This window comes from Curtobacterium sp. 260, assembly GCF_030803485.1.
In the GTDB taxonomy this organism is placed as follows: domain Bacteria; phylum Actinomycetota; class Actinomycetes; order Actinomycetales; family Microbacteriaceae; genus Curtobacterium.
In genome coordinates this window covers 451,266-471,516 of record NZ_JAURUY010000001.1, presented here as the reverse complement: position 1 = coordinate 471,516, position 20,251 = coordinate 451,266, and the positions used below count along the sequence as shown (strand labels likewise).

15 protein-coding genes are annotated in these 20,251 nt (G+C 72.2%); 7 read left to right on the top strand and 8 right to left on the bottom strand.

The window, feature by feature from the left end:
- Positions 1 to 4: 4 nt before the first annotated feature.
- Positions 5 to 1,513 carry a hypothetical protein gene (locus tag J2X59_RS02205; protein ID WP_326495537.1) on the bottom strand — a complete coding sequence of 503 codons (1,509 nt, stop codon included), beginning with the start codon at positions 1,511 to 1,513 and terminating at the stop codon, positions 5 to 7.
- Between the two features lie 94 nt (positions 1,514 to 1,607).
- Between J2X59_RS02205 and J2X59_RS02200 the strand changes: the two genes are divergently transcribed.
- Positions 1,608 to 2,927, top strand: coding sequence for an exopolysaccharide production protein (locus J2X59_RS02200; RefSeq protein ID WP_326495536.1), 1,320 nt, complete (start codon positions 1,608 to 1,610; stop codon positions 2,925 to 2,927).
- 100 nt (positions 2,928 to 3,027) lie between these two features.
- On the opposite strand, the gene J2X59_RS02195 is transcribed toward J2X59_RS02200, so the two are convergent.
- From J2X59_RS02195 to J2X59_RS02180, 4 genes are all read right to left on the bottom strand, one after another.
- Entirely contained in the window at positions 3,028 to 3,786 is a 759-nt protein-coding gene (locus J2X59_RS02195; RefSeq protein ID WP_326495535.1) for a polyprenol monophosphomannose synthase, read from the bottom strand.
- Between the two features lie 32 nt (positions 3,787 to 3,818).
- Positions 3,819 to 5,240 (bottom strand): hypothetical protein, encoded by a 1,422-nt coding sequence (locus J2X59_RS02190; RefSeq protein ID WP_326495534.1) that lies wholly within the window; start codon positions 5,238 to 5,240, stop codon positions 3,819 to 3,821.
- A 93-nt stretch (positions 5,241 to 5,333) separates the two neighbouring features.
- Positions 5,334 to 7,415 (bottom strand): hypothetical protein, encoded by a 2,082-nt coding sequence (locus tag J2X59_RS02185; RefSeq protein ID WP_326495533.1) that lies wholly within the window; start codon positions 7,413 to 7,415, stop codon positions 5,334 to 5,336.
- A 241-nt stretch (positions 7,416 to 7,656) separates the two neighbouring features.
- On the bottom strand, positions 7,657 to 8,688 hold the full coding sequence (locus J2X59_RS02180; RefSeq protein WP_326495532.1) for a glycosyltransferase family 2 protein: 1,032 nt from the start codon (positions 8,686 to 8,688) through the stop codon (positions 7,657 to 7,659).
- Between the two features lie 119 nt (positions 8,689 to 8,807).
- On the opposite strand from J2X59_RS02180, the gene J2X59_RS02175 reads away from it, so the two are divergent.
- The 6 genes from J2X59_RS02175 (at position 8,808) to J2X59_RS02150 (ending at position 16,794) form a co-directional block, all read left to right on the top strand.
- Entirely contained in the window at positions 8,808 to 11,375 is a 2,568-nt protein-coding gene (locus tag J2X59_RS02175) for a glycosyltransferase (RefSeq protein WP_326495531.1), read from the top strand.
- Between the two features lie 87 nt (positions 11,376 to 11,462).
- A complete protein-coding gene (locus J2X59_RS02170) occupies positions 11,463 to 12,359 on the top strand; it encodes an ABC transporter permease (protein WP_066655013.1) in 897 nt (298 codons plus the stop codon).
- A 3-nt stretch (positions 12,360 to 12,362) separates the two neighbouring features.
- A complete protein-coding gene (locus J2X59_RS02165) occupies positions 12,363 to 13,610 on the top strand; it encodes an ABC transporter ATP-binding protein (RefSeq protein WP_326495530.1) in 1,248 nt (415 codons plus the stop codon).
- Position 13,611: 1 nt separating this feature from the next.
- Positions 13,612 to 14,739: a glycosyltransferase family 4 protein gene (locus J2X59_RS02160; protein ID WP_326495529.1), complete on the top strand. Its 1,128-nt coding sequence runs from the start codon at positions 13,612 to 13,614 to the stop codon at positions 14,737 to 14,739.
- Positions 14,736 to 15,611, top strand: a complete 876-nt coding sequence (locus J2X59_RS02155) for a glycosyltransferase family 2 protein (protein WP_326495528.1) — start codon at positions 14,736 to 14,738, stop codon at positions 15,609 to 15,611. The genes J2X59_RS02160 and J2X59_RS02155 overlap by 4 nt, the downstream gene beginning before the upstream one ends.
- Before the next feature lie 61 nt (positions 15,612 to 15,672).
- Positions 15,673 to 16,794, top strand: a complete 1,122-nt coding sequence (locus J2X59_RS02150) for a glycosyltransferase family 2 protein (RefSeq protein ID WP_326495527.1) — start codon at positions 15,673 to 15,675, stop codon at positions 16,792 to 16,794.
- Between the two features lie 19 nt (positions 16,795 to 16,813).
- On the opposite strand, the gene J2X59_RS02145 is transcribed toward J2X59_RS02150, so the two are convergent.
- Genes J2X59_RS02145 through J2X59_RS02135 form a run of 3 tightly spaced genes read right to left on the bottom strand, consistent with a single transcriptional unit; the run spans position 16,814 to position 20,221 of the window.
- On the bottom strand, positions 16,814 to 18,739 hold the full coding sequence (locus J2X59_RS02145) for a glycosyltransferase family protein (protein ID WP_326495526.1): 1,926 nt from the start codon (positions 18,737 to 18,739) through the stop codon (positions 16,814 to 16,816).
- On the bottom strand, positions 18,739 to 19,602 hold the full coding sequence (gene rfbA / locus J2X59_RS02140) for a glucose-1-phosphate thymidylyltransferase RfbA (protein WP_066655026.1): 864 nt from the start codon (positions 19,600 to 19,602) through the stop codon (positions 18,739 to 18,741). The genes J2X59_RS02145 and rfbA overlap by 1 nt, the downstream gene beginning before the upstream one ends.
- Before the next feature lie 10 nt (positions 19,603 to 19,612).
- Positions 19,613 to 20,221: a dTDP-4-dehydrorhamnose 3,5-epimerase family protein gene (locus J2X59_RS02135; RefSeq protein ID WP_326495525.1), complete on the bottom strand. Its 609-nt coding sequence runs from the start codon at positions 20,219 to 20,221 to the stop codon at positions 19,613 to 19,615.
- Between the last annotated feature and the right edge of the window lie 30 nt (positions 20,222 to 20,251).

Below are 20,251 nucleotides of genomic sequence, written 5' to 3'. Positions count from 1 at the left end.
GGCGTCACCGCGCGGTGGCACCGCTGCGGAGCACCAGTGCGCAGGGCACCCGCGCTCCCCACGGCAGCGCTCCGATCCTGACGGTCCCGGCAGGGTCCTGTCGGCACCGTGCCTCGGCGGCGACCACCTGCGGGTACCACTCCGGCCCCGTCGCACGCTGCGCCGTACCGGGGAAGGCGGCGACCCAGGTGGCCACGAGGACCGCGACGACCGCCCACCCGAGGACGCCGCGGACCACCCGGACCGACCGGTGCCCACCGACGACCGTCGCGTCCGTGTCCGTACCCGTGCCCGTGTCGGCGCCCGTGGTGCGCACGGCGCCCGACCGCAGCACGTGTCCGACGACCACCGACGCCGACACCACCAGCGCTGCGCTCAGCAGCATGCCGGCCGCGGCCGCGTAGCGCGAGGGAGTCGCGTCGAGCAGCGCGCCGGGGTCGGACCGCGACCACCGTCCGTTCGCCGAGGCGTTGGCCAGCAGTGCCGCCGACCACACCACGACCGAGCCCACGGCGAGGGCAGACGCCAGCAGCACCGCACGACGGCGTCGCTCCCGCAGCCCGACGACGACCGCCGTGACGACGATCGCGACGAGCACCGCAGCGGGGACCCCGACCACCCACCACCCCGAGGCCACGACCGCGCGTCCGACCGCGGCCAGGTCCGCTCGCCACAGGCCACCGACGGTCTGCAGCAGGTACCCCGAGGCCACGTCGCGGACCGAGGGGTCGCCCCGCGGCGAGTCCCGGTCTGTGGTGAGGGCCGTCACGACCTGCGCGGCCCCAGCGCCGAGGGCCGCGACGGTGACGGGCAGCGCGCGGAGGACGCGCGCACGGCGGGAGGGCACCGCGGACGATGCGGGGGGCACCGCAGCAGACGCCGCGTCGGCGCGTCCGGCGGACGCCCCGGTCGCCCGGGCACGGTCGCGTCCCGGCGCCCAGGCGAGCAGGAGCAGCGGCAGGAAGAGCAGCGCCTGGACCTCGGTGGTGAGGACGAGCACGGCGACCAGGGCGAGCGTCACCGCCCCGGTCCGGGTCCGGGCACGGTGCGCGAACACCCACGGCGCGAGCAGGAGGGCGGTGGTGTGCAGGTTCGCAGCGTTGCCCAGCACCTCCCACGGCGCCGTGGGCAGCAGGACCGGCACCGCGGCCAGCACGATGCGGAGCACCGCCGACGGGACGGCGTCCGCGGCGAGGACGAAGACGCCGGCGCACGCAGCTCCGGTCAGGACGCAACAGAGCGTCGTCACCGTGAGTGCGTACCAGGCGATCGGCAGCGCGAACCCGACGTCCACGACGAGTCGCGGGACGACGTGCAGGTACCCCGCGTACGGCTCGACGACGCTCGCGGCCGCCCCGAGGGCGAGGTGCTCGCGGAAGAAGAGCCCGGCGTCCTCGGCCCAGGCAGTGCCGCGCGCGACGGGTCCGAGTCGGACCCACGCCGCGAGCGCCGCCAGCAGCCCCACACCGACGGCCGCGCCCGAGCGTCGGAGCCGGTCCCTCGTCGATGTCATCGGGGTCCGACGTTAGCGAGCGATCGACGACCCGCGATATCGACCCTCCGGTCCGGCGCAGGTCCCGTGCGGCCGAGTACGTCAGACTGGACGGATGACCGACGGCAGGACGACGCGACGCATCCGCGCGCGCCGCTACCTGTCCGCCTGGATCGGATTCTCCGCCGGCGGTCGGTTCAGCCAGGCACTCGCGACGACCATCGTGCTCTTCGCGTTCGGCGAGCCGACCGTCCGCGTCCTGGTGGGCCCTGCGGGCACCTGGTCGGTGCTCGTGACCCTCGCCGTGCTCGCCGGGCTCAGCCTGCTCGGGCAGCGCTACCGGATCGAGTGGCACGGCGTCCTGCCGCTGTCACTGCTCGTCTTCGTCGGGTACTGCGCGCTGAGCGTGCTGTGGAGCGAGTACTCCTGGGTCGCCCTGCGCGGGCTCACCGCCACCGTCGGGTTCGTCGGACTCGGACTGTACCTCGCGCTCGGTCGCGACCTCGTCCAGGTCATCCGGGCGTGCGGCGACGCCTTCCGCATCCTGCTCGTCGTGTCGCTCGGGCTCGAGGTGCTGTCGGGGCTCGTGCTCGACCTGCCGATCCCGGCGTTGGGCATCCGCGGTGACATCGCCTTCGGGGGTCCGATCCAGGGCATCGGCGGGACGCGCAACTTCATGGGCTTCATCGCGGTGACCGCCCTGGTGACGTTCGTCGTGGAGTTCCTCACCCGCTCGGTGGCCCGGTGGCGTGCAGTCGCGTCGATGGGCGGTGCGGTCGTGACGCTCATGCTCGTGCAGTCGCCGATCACCGGGCTCGCGACGATCGCCCTCGCCGGGACCGCGCTCGCCCTCTGGACCCTGCGGCACGCACGGCCCTCGGTCCGACCGCTGCTCGACGGCGTCCTCGCCACCCTGGTCGTCGCGGCGGGAGCGGTGCTCGTCGTGACCCGCGCACGGGTGCTCCCCCGCATCGGAGCTGCCGGTGGGACGACGACCCGGCTCGAGCTCTGGGAGCAGATCCGCACGTTCATCGAGCAGAAGCCGATCCAGGGCTGGGGCTGGGTGGGCACGTGGCCGAGCGAGCCCGTCGTGCCGTTCGTCACGTTCATCGATCCGTCCGGCGCCCGGTTCACGTCCGGCTTGGACGCCGCCGTCGACGCCTGGCTGCAGGTCGGCCTCGCGGGCATGCTGCTGCTCCTCGGAGCGGGACTCCTCGCCTTCGCCCGGTCGTGGGTGACGGCGACGACCTTCCCCGGCGTGGCCTACGTCTGGCCCGCGGCGGTCCTCGTGCTCCTGGGCGTGACGAGCCTGGCCGAGAGCTACCTGCTGCACGGCGCGGGCCTGATGCTCTTCGTCACGGTGCTCGTGGTCGCCGCGCGCCGACGCTCGTGGCGCGTGCGGCTCCCCCGGCTCGAGGAACGCCCGCACCCCTGACCGTGCGCGGCTACCGACCGCGTTGCCGTCGCAGCCGATCGCGTTGCCCTCGCAGGCGACCCCGCGGCCGGTGGCCGGCGCCGGGCCGGGGCCGGGGTCCCTAGCGTCGGGTCCGCGGTCGGAACCGGCGCTGGAGCCCCCACTGCGTCGTCCGCACCATCGCCTCGACGATGATGTCCTTGCTCATCTTGGAGACACCGTGGATGCGGTCACGGAACCGGATCGGCACCTCGACGATCCGCCCGCCGAGGTCGTGGGTCCGGATGGTCATGTCGATCTGGAAGCAGTAGCCCTTCGAGTCGATCGACCCGAGGTCCATGCGCGCGATCGCGTCCGCCCGGTAGACGCGGAACCCGGCGGTGATGTCGTGCACGTCGATGCCGAGCATGATGCGCGCGTAGGTGTTGGCCCCACGGCTCAGGAACTCGCGGCGCTTGGGCCAGTCCACGACCGAGCCACCGCGCATCCAGCGCGAACCGATGGCGAGCAGGACGTCGTCCGACGGGTCCGCGTCGGCGACCGCGGCGATGAGCGCCGGCAGGCGGTCGGCCGGGTGCGAGCCGTCGGCGTCCATCTCGACGAGCAGGTCGTAGCCGTGCTCGAGCCCCCAGCGGAACCCGGCGACGTACGCCGTCCCGAGGCCGAGCTTGCCGGAGCGACGGAGCAGGTGGACCCGCTCGTCGGTCCGGGCCATCGCCTCGACGAGGTCGCCCGTGCCGTCCGGGCTGCCGTCGTCCACGACGAGCAGCCCTGCCGAGGGGACGGTCTCGAGGATGCGTGCCGCGATGTCCTTAATGTTCTCGGCCTCGTTGTAGGTCGGCACGATCACGAGGGGCTTGGCTTCGGTGTTGCGGGTCATGTCCTGCTCACGGTCGGGGTGGTCCGGCGCGGTCAGCGCTCGGCGTCCTGGTCGATGACGGCACACGGCACCGTCACGGCCCACTGCGGGCCTGGGGCGATCTGCACGGAGGCGGTTCCGTCCGGGTGGGCTTCGCACCGGCCCTCCGACGTCCGGACCTGCTGTTCCCAGATCGGTCCGCCCTGCCGGTTCGCCTTGTCCACCGCGAAGTTCGCCGCGAACGACGCGACGACCGCCAGCAGCAGGAGCGCGCCGGCTGCGGTCGCGATCCAGGCGGAGGGAGTGCGTGGTCGGTCCCGCGGACCCCGGACCCAGACACCCGGCAGGCGGACGCCGCGGCTCAGTGCGACGTCGGCGATGACGACGAAGGCTCCGATGACGTAGATCGAGGCTGCGGCCGAGTACCGGAAGGTCCAGTTCCCCAACCACTTCGCCGTGTCGAAGTGCGCGAAGGCGAGCATCTCGTTCGGGTTGAGCACCACCGCGCCGAACCACACGGCGGCCGAGCCCCAGAGCATCGCGCCGAGTGTCCAGCGCTGCGCGGACGTCCCCGCCCAGAACGCGAGCGCGGCGAGCAGCACGGCGAGGGCGAGCGGCACGAGGACGACCCAGGTGCCGTGGTGCGCGATGACCTCGCCCACACGCGGCATGCTCCACGTCGCGGAACCGGCGAACGGCTGCACCGCGTACCCGAGCAGCATGTCCGCCACGGAGTCGGGCTCCGCGGTCGGCGCGGCACGCGGGTGCGAGAGCGTCGTCACGACCTGTGCGAGACCGCCCACGAGGGTGCCCGCGATCACGGGCCAGCGCCGGCGGTTGCGGATGCCGAGGAGGAAGAGCGGGAAGAACGCGACGACCTGGATCTCGGTGAGGCCGGCGAGCAGCGTCGCGACGCCGAGCACGATCCCCCGCGTCCACGAGCGGACCGGCGCGAGCAGGGCGAAGGGGACGAGGAACATCAGGAACCAGTGCAGGTTCGCGGCGTTGGCCTGGATCTCCATCGGTCCGAGCGGCACCAGCGCCGGGACGAGCGCCAGCAGGAGCCGGGCGACGACGGAACGGAGCACGCCGGCCGTCAGGACCCAGACCGCGGCGCCGACCGCTGCCGTGACGGCGACGCAGAGCGCGGAGACGGTCACCGCGAACCGGTCGACCGGGGCGACCTCGCTGGCGATCGCGATCACGATCCGGGGCACGACGTGCAGGTAGCCCGCGTAGTCGTGGAAGAGCGCCCCCGCGAAGCCGAGTCGGTACTGCTCCTCGAGGAACACCTTGCCGTCCTCGGCCCAGAGCGTGTTCCGGACCTCGGGTGTCAGGCGCAACCACCCGAGGGCGGCAATGACGAACCAGAGGACGACGGGGACCGCGACCGTGGTCAGTCGCCGACGGAAGGTCGTCGTCCGGCCGGCCGCACCGTCCGTCACCCCCGGCGCGGGCGGTCTGGTCTCGAGCACCGGACGATCCTCTCACAACGGACGACGGCGGCGGCGCACCGTCGAGGTGCGTCGCCGCCGTCGTGGGCGGACCGGGCACGGTCCGCGCCCGGTCTACGGGACCTTCACCGTCCGGCACCCGAGCGTGGTGTTCGCGCCCGCCTGCGAGTCGATCGCGTAGACGCAGACCGAGCGGGACCCGGTCTTCGCCGGGAGCTTCACCGAGAACCCGTGCGCGGCGCCGGCGCCGGAGTACGCGGCGGCGACGTCGGGACGCGACGTCTTGGCGACGACGCGCTTGCCGACCCCGTCGACGTAGACGTCCACGGGGATCGACGTCGCCGGCGTGTCCGTGTCGATCGCCCACCCGGAGACCTGCACCGCCTTCGAGACACCCGTCACGGCGTCCAGGCTGCCGATCGGCTTCGCGTTCGTCACGGTCACCTGCTTGCACCCGATCGACGCCGACGCCGGCCCCGCGCCGACGCCGTTCACCTGGACGCACACGGTGTGCTTGCCGGGCGTGGCCTTCCACGTGCCGGAGAAGCCGTGCGCGGTCCCCCACGCCGGGTAGGTCTTCGCGACGTCCTGGCGGGCGCGGTCGGCCCGGATGCCGTGACCGGCTCCGTCGATGATCACCCGAGCGGTGAGCGACTGCGTCGAGTCCCCGTCGATCGCCCAACCGGACACGCGGATCGAGCTCGACGTCGTCTTGATGGCGGTGATCTTGCCGATCGGGGTGCTGCCGGGCGTCACCACGGTGCGGCAGGTCCCGATCCTGCGGTCCGATCCGGCCTTCACGTTGACCCCGGTCACGCAGTACTCGTGCGTGCCGACCGTCGTGCGGACCGTGGTCGAGAACCCGTGTCCGCCGCCGAGCGCCGGGTACTTCGCCGCGACGTCGGACCGCATCGTCCCGGCGCTGATGCGGGTCACGTAGGCGCCGTCACGGTAGATCCGGACGCCGATCGCACCCTTGGCCTCGGGGTCGACGGCCCACCCGGTGAGGGTGACGGTCCCGCCCTGGTTCGCCACGACCGAGTCGAGCGACCCCGTCGGGGACCCCTCCGCCACGGTCACGGACCGGCACCCGAGCGACACGTCGCTCTTCCCGTCGGCGGCCTTCGCCGTGACGCACACCTGCTGCGTCCCACCCGGGACCGTCAGCGTCGCGCTGAACCCGTGCTTCGGCCCGGCTGCCGGGTAGGCGGCGCCGATGTCCGGTCGGTTGCCGGTCGCGGCGAACGTCCCGGTGACCGACCCCGCGGTGACGACGACCTTCGTGCCCGCCTTCGTGGCGGTGTCCAGCGCCCACCCGTTGACGGTCACCGCGTTGTAGGCCGTCGAGACCCCGTCGAGGCTGCCCTTCGCGGTCGTCGCCTTGCCGGTCGGGCTCCCGAACCAGTCGCTGTACATGCGCCAGAAGTTGCGGTTGCCGTAGGCGGAGCAGCCGTCACCGGTGCCGTACAGGTTGTTCAGCGCGGCGGTGTTCGGCGTGTAGGGCGTGTAGTAGTACAGCGCGGCCGTCGCCTTGTTCTGCACGTTCACCGGCTTCGTGCCGCAGGACACGGGCACGTTGTACTGGATGTTGCGGGTGGCACCCGGGTTGAACCAGGTGAAGTAGTTGCTCGTCCCCGGCGGGTTGCTGTACCGCTTCCACTGCCAGGCCGACCAGTACATCTGGTTGCCGACCCCGGCGTACGCGGGGTCGCAGCGTCCGCCGACGTTGTCCGGGCACGCGTAGCCCATCGCCCGCTCGAGCACCGCAGCGGAGGGACCGCGGTTCGTGACCAGGCTCTGCTCCTTCTGCAGCGTGACGAGGAGCACCTTGGGGCTGATGCCGCAGGCCTTGCTGACGCGGGTGACGATCTGCGCGGTGGAGAGGGACGAACCGCCGGTGACGGCCGAGCACATGGCGTCCCCACCGCGGCTGTTCATCGAGAACCGCCCGTTGCGCAGGCAGTTGCTGTTCGTGCAGGACGACACCTGGCTGTCCAGGAACGCCTGCACCTGGTCGGCGGTCATCGCCGTGCCGTCGTAGAAGTTGGCGTCGGAGATGATGTTGCCGGCCTGGAACGACGACCCGCTGAGCGCCGAGGCGGGCTCCTGCGATGCGGTCGGACCGGACACCTGCAGACCGACGAGCACGCTGGCGACCGCCAGCACGCTCGCAGCCATGGCGAGGAGCTTCTTCACGTCGGGGGCCTTCCTGAGGGGCGGACGACGGGTGCGAGCGAGCACGTGCTCCGGGAGCGGTCCGGAACGACCCTGTCCACGGTCCAGACCACACGTGTCACGAAACTGTACCTCCGTCACAGTGATCACACAGCCCCCGCGTCGACCCCCGTCCGGGAGGCGCACCGCACCGCCGCCGGTTCCCCGCCGGTCCGGCGGGGAAGCGGCTCCACCCCGCCCCCGCTCGCTCCTGAGACGGCGCTCAGGCGCCGGCGTCGAGCAGTGACTCGACGGCGCGACGTGCCGCAGCGCCCGTGCCGTCCCCACGTCGGGCGCGACGCGCGTGCGCGACGAGACCGGGTGCCTCCCGACCGAGTCGCGCCCACTGGGCCGGCGTCAGCTGTCCACCTGCGGGGCGGACCAGGTCCCGGGCGGCGCGTGCGAGCGTCCGCAGGACGACCCGGCGCACCATCTGCGGCGAACCGTTCCGCAGCACGACCGCCAGGCGGTTCCGCATGCTCTGGTACCGCACCAGCGGGGAGTCGCTGCCGGAGCTCGCCGCGTGACGGTGGGTGACGACCGCGTCCGGGGCGTGGCGGACCTCGTACCCGGCGAGCCGGAGCCGCCACGACACGTCGAGGTCCTCGTAGTACATGAAGAGGGACTCGTCGAAGCCCCCGACGTCGGCGAGGGCGTCCCGGCGCAGGAGGACCGCCCCGCCGGAGAACCCGAAGAGCGGCGCGGTCTCCGGGGCGTCCTGCAGCGGCCGCAGCCAGTCGCGGTCCCGGCCGTTGCCCGAGCGGTCGAGCACGACCCCCGTGCCGTTCACCAGCGTGCGACCGTCGGCGTCGCGGCGCCACCGTCGACCGTCGACGCCCACCAGGTCGTCCGGACCCGGGGCCGTCGCGGCGGGGACGGGCACGAAGCCGCCCTCGAGCACGACCGTCGCGGCGACCCCGGCCACCCGGTCCCCGCCTGCGGCGAGCGCGGCGAGGCCGCGAGCGAGGAAGCCGTGGTCGGCGACGGCGTCGTTGTTGAGGAGCGCGACGACGGGTGCCGAGGCCGCGGCGATGCCCCGCGCGACCCCGCCGGCGAAGCCCGCGTTCGTCGGCTCGGCGACGATCACGACCGCGGGCAGGTCGGCGCGGTAGGCCGCGACGGTGCGGTCGTCCGCCTCGTTCACGACGAGCACCACCTCGACCTCGGCGTCGACCCGCTGCGACCGCACGGAGTCGATCGCTCGCCGCGTGAGCTCGGGCTGGTGCCAGTCGACGATGACCACGGAGACGTCCACGGGACCAGTCTCGCAGGCCGCGTGCCCCCGGTCCGCCGAGAGCGCCCGGGTATAGTGGTGCCGCTTTCCGGGCTCCGTCCCGGAGGGCGCCCCCGCAAGCCGACGTACGGAGTCCTCCCATGTCCACCTTCGCGCCCCGCGTGTCCGTCGTCGTCATCAACTTCCGCGGCACGGACGACACGCTCGAGTGCATCGCCCGGCTCAGCGAGGTGGACTGGCCGGCCGACCGGCTCGAGATCGTCGTGGTCGAGAACGGCTCCGGCGACGACAGCGAGGCACGTCTGCGCGCCGAGCTCGGCGACCGGGCGAACGTCCGCATCATCGTCTCCCCCGAGAACCTCGGCTTCACCGGCGGCAGCAACCTCGGCGCGCGCGAGGCGACCGGCGACGTGGTCGCGTTCCTCAACAACGACGCCAAGCCGCACCCGGACTGGGTGAAGGAGGGCATCGCCGGGTTCGCCCCGAGCCCACGCGTCGCCGCCGTGGCGAGCAAGGTCCTCGACTGGGAGGGCCGCACCATCGACTTCGTCGAGTCCGGCCTGAGCTGGTTCGGGATGGGCTACAAGGCGCACATCGCCGAGGTCGACGACGGCCGCTTCGACGAGCCGCGTGACCTGCTCTTCGGAACCGGGTCGGCGCTGTTCGTCCGCCGTGACGTCTTCCTCGAGGTCGGCGGCTTCGACGACGGCCTCTTCATGTTCTACGACGACGTCGACCTGGGCTGGCGGCTCAACCTGCTCGGCTACCGCGTCCGGTTCGCGCCACGATCGGTCGTCTTCCACAAGCACCACGGCTCGATGAAGTCGTTCGGCGACCACCGCGAGATGTACCTGCTCGAGCGGAACGCCCTGCACCTGCTCTACAAGAACCTGTCCGAGGAGAACCTCGGCGTGTTCCTGCCGGCGGCCCTCGCGCTCCTGGCCCGACGCGCGGTCGCCAAGAGCGGACGGGACTCGCAGGAGTTCGACATCCGCCGCTTCACGGGTGCGCCCGACGAGTTCGACCCGCTGACGCCGATCTCGAAGGAGACCGTCGCCGGTTTCTTCGCGCTCGACCAGTTCGTCGCCGACCTGCCGCGCCTGTCCGAGGAGCGTCGCCGGATCCAGGCGCAGCGCGTCCGGAGCGACAAGGACGTGTTCCGCCTGTTCGGCGACGCCTTCAAGCCGCTGTTCGAGGACGGGTACTTCCTCGAGGGCTACCGCGCGATCCTCGAGTCCTTCGACGTCGAGGCGCCGATGCACCGCACGAAGGTCCTCGTCATCACGGGCGACGCCCTGGGCGAGAAGATGGCCGGCCCCGGTATGCGGGCGTGGAAGATCGCCGAGTCCCTCGCCCCGGACAACGACGTGCGCCTGGTCACCTGGAACGTGGCGAACCGCAAGTCCGACGCCTTCGACGTCGCCCGTGTCCCGCTGCAGCACGAGCGGACGATGCGGGAGCACGAGGAGTGGGCGGACGTCATCTTCTTCCAGGGCTACGCGCTGCACCACTTCACGACCCTGCAGCGGTCGAACAAGATCATGGTCGTCGACCTGTACGACCCGATGCACCTCGAACAGCTCGAGCAGGCACGTGACAACGGCGACGTGGGCTGGCGCAACCAGGTCACGAGCACGACCGAGGTCATCAACGCACAGCTCGAGCGCGGCGACTTCTTCCTCTGCGCCTCCGAGCGCCAGCGCCTGTTCTGGCTCGGTCAGCTGGCGGCGGTCGGTCGCGTCAACCCCGACAACTACCTGGCGGACGACAACCTCGAGAAGCTCATCGCCATCGCCCCGTTCGGCATGGACTCGAAGCCGCCGCAGCACGAGCGCAAGGCGATCCGCGGCGTCACGCCGGGCATCGGCGAGGACGACAAGGTCGTCATCTGGGGCGGCGGCATCTACAACTGGTTCGACACCCCGTCGCTCGTCCGCGCGATCGCCCAGGTCGCCGAGCGCCACGACGACGTCCGGCTGTTCTTCCTCGGCGTCGCACACCCGAACCCGGACGTGCCCGAGATGGCCATCGTCTCGGAGACCCGCCGCATCAGCGACGAGCTCGGCCTGACCGGCAAGCACGTCTTCTTCAACGAGCAGTGGGTCGCGCTCGACGACCGCCAGAACTACCTGCTCGAGGCCGACGCCGGCGTGAGCACGCACTTCGCGCACATCGAGACGACGTTCTCGTTCCGCACCCGGATCCTCGACTACATGTGGGCGAACCTGCCGATCGTCACCACCGACGGCGACAGCTTCGGCGACCTCGTCGCTGCCGAGGGCATGGGTGTCGCGGTCGAGGAGCGCGACGTGGACGCCCTCGCCGCAGCCCTCGAGTCGATGCTGTACGACCCCGAGGCCGCCCAGGCTGCCCGCGACGCGGTCCGTCGCGTCCGGAGCGACTTCACATGGGAGCGGGCACTCGCACCGCTCGTGGAGTTCTGCAAGGACCCGCAGCCGGCGGCGGACCGTGCGCACGACGCCGCGGTCCCGGCCGGATCCGTCACGGCGGGGAGCCGTCCGCGCGTCGCGCTGAGCCCGGCGCGCCAGCGGGAGATGGCCTTCCACGAGATCGCGAACAGCCGCCACGGCGTCGTCCGCGACGTCCGGCTGGCGACCTGGTACCTGCGGCAGAACGGCGTCGGCGGGCTCCGCGCCAAGGTGCAGGACCGCGTCCGGCTGATGCGGGAGAGCAGGAACGGGCGCTGACGTCCACACCGGGCACACGCGGGCACCGTTGTACAGTTGTCCGTCGCCCCGGTGCACCCGTCCCAGCGCACGAACACAGAGGAACCCATGAGCAACATCGTCAGCGAGCGGTTCGAACGCCTCCGGCAGGAACGCATGGTCCCGGCAGGGCGTCCGGCGTCCGCCGTGGTGGGCTCGATCCGTGAGGTCCTCGCGCACCGGCAGCTCCTCGACCTGCTGATCCGCCGCGACCTGAAGTCCCGGTACAAGGACAGCGTGCTGGGCTTCGCCTGGACGCTGATCCGGCCGCTCGTGCAGCTCGCGATCTACTACTTCGTGCTCGGCCAGATCCTCGGGGCCTCGCGGAACATCCCCGAGTTCGCGATCTACGTCTTCTCCGGCCTGACGCTGTACGGCCTGTTCAGCGAGATCGTGGCGTCCGGCACCGCGTCGATCGTGAGCAACGCGGGGCTCATCAAGAAGGTCTACCTGCCGCGCGAGATCTACCCGCTCGCGAGCGTCGGGTCCGCGCTCTTCAACTTCGGCGTGCAGCTGGTCGTCCTGCTCGTCGCCGCGGTGCTGCAGAGCGGCTTCGCCTGGTGGCGCCCGGACCTGCTGTTCTTCTTCCCTGCCACGCTCGTGATCCTGATCTGGGCGACGGCGCTCGCCCTGCTCCTCGCCGCACTCAACGTGTACCTGCGCGACATGCAGTACCTGGTCGAGGTGCTCGTGCTCCTGCTCATGTGGGGCTCCCCCATCGTGTACAGCTGGCAGATGGTCGCGACCCGCGCGCCGGAGTGGCTCCTGACGCTCTACACGTCCAACCCGATCACGCTCGCCGTACTCGGCATCCACCGGGCCTTCTGGTCCGCCGGCGACGACGCGCAGTACCCCGACCACCTGCTGCTCCGCCTCGGCATCGCCGCGGTCGTGGGCCTCGTGGCACTGCTCGCGTGCCAGCGCGTGTTCGCCAAGCTGCAGGGCAACTTCGCCCAGGAGATCTGATCGATGAGCATCGACAACGACACGACCACCGACGCCGGCTCGCCCGCGTCGCCCTTCGCCGGCGCCCCGGACGTCGTCACGGTCCGGAACGTCTCCAAGAAGTTCACGATCCGTAAGGACAACTCGCTCAAGGAGCGCGTCGTCACGCTCGGCCGCGCCGGCCGACGGCACAGCGAGGACTTCTGGGCGCTCCGTGACGTCAGTCTCGACATCCCGGCCGGCACCACCATCGGGCTGCTCGGACCGAACGGGTCGGGGAAGTCGACCCTGCTCAAGACGATCGGCGGCATCCTCGAGCCGAGCTCCGGCACGGTCGAGCGCCGGGGGCGCCTCGCCGCGCTCATCGAGCTCGGTGCCGGCTTCCACCCGGACCTGACCGGTCGCGAGAACGTCTACCTGAACGCCGCGATCCTCGGGCAGACGCAGGAGGAGACCGAGGCCCGCTTCGAGGACATCCTGCAGTTCTCGGGCATCGGTGACTTCATCGACACCCAGGTGAAGTTCTACTCGTCGGGCATGTACGTCCGGCTCGCCTTCGCCGTCGCCATCAACACCGACCCGGACGTCCTGCTCGTCGACGAGGTCCTCGCCGTCGGCGACGAGCAGTTCCAGAAGAAGTGCCTCGACAAGATCCGCGAGTTCCAGGAGCAGGGCCGCACCATCATCCTGGTCTCGCACTCGCTCGGACAGGTGCAGGAGCTCTGCGACTCCGCGGTGGTCCTGCACCACGGTGAGGTCAAGTTCCAGGGGTCCGCTCGGCTCGCGGTGAAGAACTTCCGCGAGATCCTCGAGGACCGTCGTGTCGCCGAGGTCGAGGCGAACCACCCCGAGGAGCAGGCCACCCCGGGCAAGGTCGAGCACGTCGAGCTCGAGATCCCCGGCAAGCAGCCCGGTGTGGAGCACGTGCACGGCGACGACCTGGTCGTCCGCGCGACCTTCTCGCACACCACCGTGCTGCCCGAGTGGCGCGCGGGCATCAAGATCGAGACCCACCTCGGCCACCCCGCGTTCGGTGTCGACAGCCGACACACCGGCACCATCTACCCACCGCTCGAGGGCACCGCCACGGTCGAGTGGCACCTGCAGGACCTGCGGCTCGGCGGCGGACAGTACTTCGTGCACGTGTTCCTCGCGAAGCCGAACGGCGAGCACATCGTGATCCAGCGCGAGGCAGCTCGCTTCGTCGTCGCCGACGAGGACACACAGTCCGGCATCGCCTGGACGAAGACCACCGAGCGCCAGGTCCACTGACGTGGGGGCAGTCCCCGTGCTCGTCGACGCGACCTCGGTGCCGCCGAGCCGCGGCGGCGTCGCGCGCTACATCGCCGGTCTGCTGCAGGGCCTCGGCGACCTCGACGTCCGCGTCGACGTCGTCGTGAAGCCCGGCGACCTCGCGTGGCTGCGCGGACTCGCACCGACGCACCGGTACCACGCCTCCCCCGGCTGGACCGCATCGCGGCCGCTCCGGCTGCTGTGGGAGCAGGTCGGTCTGCCGGGGCTGCTCCGTCGCACCGGGGCGACCGTCCTGCACAGCCCGCACTACACGTTCCCGGTGACCCGGGCTTCCCGGACGGTCGTCACGCTGCACGACGCGACGTTCTTCTCCGACCCGGCGGCGCACTCGCGCCTGAAGCGCACCTTCTTCCGCACGTGGACCCGGCTCGCACGGCGGTGGGCCCGAGGCACGGTCGCGCCGAGCGCGGCAACGGTCGCCGAGCTCGACCGGCTGGCCGGTCGCGCCCGCCGAGCGACGGTCGTCGCGCACCTCGGGGTGGACGCGACCGTCTTCCGCGTGCCGTCCGCCGCCGAGACGGCGGCCTTCCGCGCCGCACACGACCTCGGCCCGGACACCACCTGGATCGCGTTCCTCGGGACCGTCGAGCCGAGGAAGCAGGTGCCGGCGCTCCTCGCCGCGCACCGAGCACTCCGCAGTCGGGGCGCCGCCGTCCCGCCGCTGCTCGTCGCGGGAGGCCTCGGCTGGGACGAGGAGGCGCGGGCCGAGCTCATCGCCGTCGGCGACGAGCCCGGCGCACCCGTGCGCTACCTCGGCTACCTGCCGATCGAGGAACTCCACGTCCTGCTCGGCGCCGCACGCGTCACCGCCTACCCGAGCACCGGCGAGGGCTTCGGGCTGCCGGTGCTCGAGGCCATGGCCTCCGGCGGCGACGTCCTGACGACCCGGCGGCTCGCGATCCCCGAGGTCGGCGGCGATGCCGTCACGTACACGGAGCCGGACACCGACGCCATCCGCGACGCCCTCGCGGCGATGCTCGCCGAGCCCGCCGACGTCCGGGCGGAGCGCGTGCACCGTGCGCGGGTACGGAGCGCCGAGTTCACCTGGGCCGCCTGCGCCGAGCGCCACCTGGGGGTCTACGCATGAGCGACCGGACCGAGCAGGGCGGTGCGGTCCCCCACCGTGCCGCGATCGTGACGGTGTCGTACGAGTCCGGCGACGTGCTGCCCGCGTTCCTCGCCTCCACCGCCGCCGCGAGCAGCCGGGACGTCGAGGTCGTGGTCGCCGACAACGACTCGGCGACCGCCGACGCACTCCGCCGCGTGACCGAGACGGCCGGGGCGCGCTTCGTCGCGGTCGGCGCGAACCTCGGGTACGGGGCCGCCGTGAACCGCGCCGTCGCCTCGCTCGACCCCGACGTGCGGTGGGTCCTCGTGTCCAACCCCGACGTCGTGCTGTCCCCCGGAGCGCTCGACCGCCTGATCGCCACCGCCGAAACGGACGGGACGATCGGGGCCGTCGGGCCGCGCCTGCTCGAGCCCGACGGTGCGGTCTACCCGTCGGCGCGGCTCGTCCCCTCGCTCCGCACCGGGCTCGGCCACGCGGTCTTCGCGAACGTCTGGCACGGTAACCCGTGGACGAAGCGCTACCGGCAGGAAGGTGACCACACGGTGCGTCGTGACGCCGGCTGGCTGTCCGGCGCGTGCGTGCTCGTGCGCCGCGACGTGTACGACCGCCTGGGTGGCTTCGACGAGACCTACTTCATGTACTTCGAGGACGTCGACCTGGGGTGGCGCATCGGCCGCCTCGGCCTGCGGAACGTGTACGAGCCGGAGGCGGTCGCCACCCACGTGGGCGGTACCGCGACGCGTGGGTCCTCGGAGCGGATGCGCCGCGCCCACCACGAGAGCGCGTACCGCTTCCTGGCCGGCAAGTACGCCGCGTGGTGGCTCTGGCCGCTGCGAGCGGTGCTGCGCGTGGCGCTGTCCGTCCGTGCACGTGCCACGCGGACCCGCTGAACCCGGATAACCTCTCAGGGAAGCACGCCCACCCGCCCTCCCCCGACCCGGATTGCAGCACATGATCCTCGCCGTCACCCTGATGGTCCGCGACGAAGCGGACGTCATCCCCGCCTGGCTCGACCACCACGTCGCCCAGGGCTTCGACGTCTTCGTCATCACCGACAACGGTTCGGTGGACGGGACGAGCGCCCTGCTCGAAGCCTTCGCCGAACGCGACGACGTCACCGTCGACCTGCGCCACGACCCCGTCCACCGCAAGCAGCAGGGCACCGTCGTGACCGGCATGGCCCGCGACGCCGCGTCGGTGCACGGAGCCGACTGGGTGGTGAACGCGGACGCCGACGAGTTCATCCTGCCCGTCGACCGGACGCTCACCGTCCGACAGGTCTTCGAACGCCTCGACCCGGTGATCGGCGCGTTCTTCGTGCCGGTCGTCAACCTGACCGGCGAACTCGCCGAGTCCGGGGCCGGCATCGAACGCCTGCACTGGCGCGACGAGCGGTCCGTCGAGGAGCTCCGGGCCGTCGGTCTCATCGCCCCGCCCACCGCGAACACGGTGCACGTCGGCGACCCGGCGGTCACGGTCGTGCAGGGCAACCACCGTGCGAGCGTGGCGAACGGCGCTCCGGTGCCGGAGGGCCTCGCGCTCGAGGTCCTGCACCTGCCGTGGCGGTCCTGGGCGCAGTACGCGCACCGCGTCGAGGTCACCGGCCGCGCCTACGACGACAACCCGGACCTCACGCCGAGCCCGCGGCACCACGGCATGCGCGACTGGCGCCGGCTGCAGGAGGGGGTGCTCGAGGCCGTCTTCTCGCTCCGCTTCGTGACCGACGACGAGGCAGAGGGCGGACCCTTCACTCGTGACGACGGCATCGCCGAGGTCCTGCACCGTGCGGGCTCGACCGCGCTCGGTGCGCCGGAGCCCGTCGTCGCACAGCAGCGGCTGAAGGCCCTCCGGTCGTTCGGGCGCTCGATCGCCGACCGCGACGCCCGCATCGCCGCGCTCGAGGACGAGGTGCGCGACAGCGCGGAGCTCGCCGACTCGCTGCGCCGGACGGTGCAGTTCGAGCGCGACGCGCACCGTCGGACCGAGGCGGCACTGGCCGCCGTCAGGGCCCGACGGATCGTCCGCCTCGCCGACCGAGCCGGGGATGCCGCCCGGCGCATCCAACGACGCTGACCCGCGTCGGGCGCGCGGCTCAGCGTTCCGCGCGCGCCCGACGGACGGCGTCGAGCAGCGTCTCGGCCCGGTTCCGGAACGAGTGCTCGGCACCGATCCGCTCCCCCCGCGCCACACGGTCCTCGAGCGTCGCCGACTCCCCCGCGCGGACGGTCTCCCGGAGCTGCTCGACCGAGGTGTACGTCCGCACCGCGCCGTGGAAGAGGTCGTCGACCCCCGGCACCGGATCGGTCACGACCAGCGCTCCGGATGCAGCGGCGTCGAACAGCCGGTTCGACAGGAAGCCGTCCCGCGCCATGTCGTCCCAGTGGTCGTTGAGCACCACCCGGGCGGTCCGGTAGAGCGCCGGCAGTTCGTCGTTCGCCACGAAGACACCACGGTGCACGCCCTCGGGCAGGAGCCCCTCCCAGCCCTCGCCCCACACCGCGAGGTCCACCCCGGCATCGACCGCGTCGCGGACCACGGGCCGGAACACGCGTCGTGTCTTCCCGACGAACGCGGCGTCGAGCGCACCGAAGGCGGCGTCCGGAGCACCCGGGTGGAAGCGGGCAGGGTCGGTCGCCTGCAGCAGCGGCGCGACCGGCAGCCCCGTCTCCCCGGCGACCCGCGTCGCCCACACCGGCCCGGCGGCGAACCGCAGGTCGTAGCGTGCCAGCTCCGCCGGCGTCACGAGGTCCGGGTGCGAGATCACCCAGAGCACGTTCGTCGCCGAGGGGTGCACCGGGGTGTCGTCGAGTCCGCGCAGGGTCAGCGCGACGTCGTCGAGGTGCTCGGAGAAGGGTCGGACGTGCGACTCGCGGTGGTCGACGACGACCTCCTGCCCCAGATCCCGCAGCGCCCGCGCGAGGTCGCGCGCGAAGAACGTGTCCCCCCAGTCGTCCCCCCGTGCCCCCGGGTGCGCCGCGATCCGCAGCGACCAGCGCAGCCGTTCCCCGCGGTCGCGCAGGGACAGCCGCTCGGTGCCCCGCTCGGCGCGGACGACGGGTTCGCGGAGCGCCACGGGCGCACCGACCGGGTCCGCGGTACCCCGGGCCGGGAGGAACCCCAGGCGCTCCAGCGCCGGCGCGGTGCACTCGTCGCGACGTCCTCGCCAGACCGCGAGTGCGTCCGCCGCGTCCGCGTCGTAGCGCCGTTCGCGGACGGCCGGGTCGCCGTAGGCCCGCCCGAGCGGCACGAGGACACAGTCGCCGTGCAGGTCGTCGGCGGTGTCGCGGGTCAGCCGGGCGACCGCGGTGCGGGTGTCGACGGTGCGGACGGGGTCCGCGAGCGCGGCGACGGGCGCGGCGAAGCAGGGCAGGTCCGCCGCGAAGACGGCCGTGCCGTCGAGTCCGTCGGCGTCCTCGGCGGGGTGGCCGCGCAGCAGCGACGCGACCGGGGCGGTCGGCTGGGGCAGGGCCGCGCCGGCGCTCAGCACCACGTCGTCGGCCGACCGGACGACGGCCACGGCGACCCGTGCCTCCCGGCCGACCGTCGCGACGAGCCGGGCGTGGGCGCCCTCCGGGAGGGTGATCGCGGCGTCCTGGACCACGACCGTGGCGGACCGGAGCCGCGCGCGCGCCGCGGCGACCGCGCCGCCCCAGGTCGCAGCGACCGTGCGCCGCGCGACCACGTGGTCGGCCGCTGGCTCGACCGGCGCGTAGGTGCTCGTCGGGCCGGCGTGCACGTCGTACGCGCTGACGACGACCGTGCGTGCGCCTGCGGCGACCGCGGCGGCGACCGCCGGACGGTACGCTCCGTCCCGGAACGACCGCTCCTGCACGGTCACGACGACGTCGAACCCGTCCGGTGTGACCGTCGGTCGGTCCGTCACGAGGGACGTGTCGACCGGGAGGCGCGGCTCGGCCGCTCCGTCGACCGCACCACCGCGGGTGGTGGCGTCGCGACCCGTCCGCTCGGCTCCCGCCGCAGCGGTCCGCCCGAACAGCCGGCCGAGCCGGGACGCCATCAGCCCTGCAGCAGGGCGTTCAGGTAGACGCCGTAGCCGCCCTTGACGAGGGGTGCCGCGAGGTCGGCGAGCTGTGCGTCGTCGATCCACCCGTTGCGCCAGGCGATCTCCTCGATGCAGCCGATCTTGAAGCCCTGGCGGTCCTCGATGACCTTGACGTACTCGGACGCCTGCATCATCGACTCGAACGTGCCGGTGTCGAGCCAGGCGGTCCCGCGGTCGAGGACCTGCACACCGAGCTTGCCCGCCTCGAGGTACCGCTCGTTGACGGTGGAGATCTCGAGCTCGCCACGAGCGCTGGGCTCGATGGTCTTCGCGATCTCGATGACCGAGTTGTCGTAGAAGTACAGCCCCGGGACGGCGTAGTTCGACTTCGGCTGCGCGGGCTTCTCTTCGATGGAGACCGCGGTGAACGCGTCGTCGAACTCGACGACGCCGTACGCGGTGGGGTCGGCCACGTGGTAGGCGAAGATGGTCGCGCCGTCGACACCGGTGTTCTTCCGCAGGTTCGTGCCGAGGCCGGTGCCGTGGAAGATGTTGTCACCGAGGACCAGCGCGACGCTGTCGTCGCCGATGAACTCCTCGCCGATGACGAACGCCTGCGCGAGCCCGTCCGGGCTCGGCTGCACGGCGTACTGGATGTCCATGCCGAGCGACGAACCGTCGCCGAGCAGGGCCTTGAACTGCTCGTTGTACTCCGGCGTCGTGATGACGAGGACCTCGCGGATGCCTGCCATCATGAGCGTGGACAGCGGGTAGTAGACCATCGGCTTGTCGTAGATCGGCATGAGCTGCTTGCTGATGCCCTTGGTGATGGGCCAGAGGCGCGTGCCGGAACCGCCGGCGAGGATGATGCCCTTCATCGGACCGTCCTTACTTCTTCGTGCGGAGGGACTCGGTGTAGGCCACCGCTTCCTCGTAGGTCGGCAGCAGACCCTGCTCGGCGGCCTGCACGAGCGTCGGGGCCGAGGTGTCCTTCTCCGAGAGCACCGGCTCGCCGATCCCGTCGGGCAGCTCCAGGCCGACCGTCGGGTCGAGGATGCTGATGCCCTTCTCGCGCTGCGGGTCGTAGTGGGCGCTCACGAGGTAGTTCACCGTCGAGCGGTCCTCGAGCGCGACGATGGCGTGGCCGAGTCCCTCGGACAGGTAGACGGCCCTGCGGTCGACGTCGTCGATGCGGACCGCGTCCCACTGGCCGAACGTCGGCGACCCGACGCGGATGTCGACGATGTAGTCGATGAAGGCCCCGCGGACGGCGGTGACGTACTTGGCCTGGCTGGGGGCGACGAGGGCGTAGTGGATCCCGCGGGCGACACCGGCGGACGAGATCGACATGTTCACCTGGCGGAGGTCGAGCGGGTGACCGACCGTCTCCTCGAGGACGTCGGCACGGTACGCCTCGAGGAACGCTCCTCGTGCGTCGCCGTGCTGGACGGGCGTGAACTCCCACGCGCCGGGGATCTTCAGTTCGCGGATCTGCACCGGGGCAGCCTAGCAAGGCGACGCAGCGGG

Excerpts from the sequence above, each read along its gene's own strand:
- J2X59_RS02205 (WP_326495537.1), bottom strand. The coding sequence starts at position 1,513 with ATGACATCGACGAGGGACCGGCTCCGACGCTCGGGCGCGGCCGTCGGT.
- J2X59_RS02200 (WP_326495536.1), top strand. The coding sequence starts at position 1,608 with ATGACCGACGGCAGGACGACGCGACGCATCCGCGCGCGCCGCTACCTG.
- J2X59_RS02195 (WP_326495535.1), bottom strand. The coding sequence starts at position 3,786 with ATGACCCGCAACACCGAAGCCAAGCCCCTCGTGATCGTGCCGACCTAC.
- J2X59_RS02175 (WP_326495531.1), top strand. The coding sequence starts at position 8,808 with ATGTCCACCTTCGCGCCCCGCGTGTCCGTCGTCGTCATCAACTTCCGC.
- J2X59_RS02170 (WP_066655013.1), top strand. The coding sequence starts at position 11,463 with ATGAGCAACATCGTCAGCGAGCGGTTCGAACGCCTCCGGCAGGAACGC.
- J2X59_RS02165 (WP_326495530.1), top strand. The coding sequence starts at position 12,363 with ATGAGCATCGACAACGACACGACCACCGACGCCGGCTCGCCCGCGTCG.
- J2X59_RS02155 (WP_326495528.1), top strand. The coding sequence starts at position 14,736 with ATGAGCGACCGGACCGAGCAGGGCGGTGCGGTCCCCCACCGTGCCGCG.
- J2X59_RS02150 (WP_326495527.1), top strand. The coding sequence starts at position 15,673 with ATGATCCTCGCCGTCACCCTGATGGTCCGCGACGAAGCGGACGTCATC.
- J2X59_RS02145 (WP_326495526.1), bottom strand. The coding sequence starts at position 18,739 with ATGGCGTCCCGGCTCGGCCGGCTGTTCGGGCGGACCGCTGCGGCGGGA.
- rfbA (WP_066655026.1), bottom strand. The coding sequence starts at position 19,602 with ATGAAGGGCATCATCCTCGCCGGCGGTTCCGGCACGCGCCTCTGGCCC.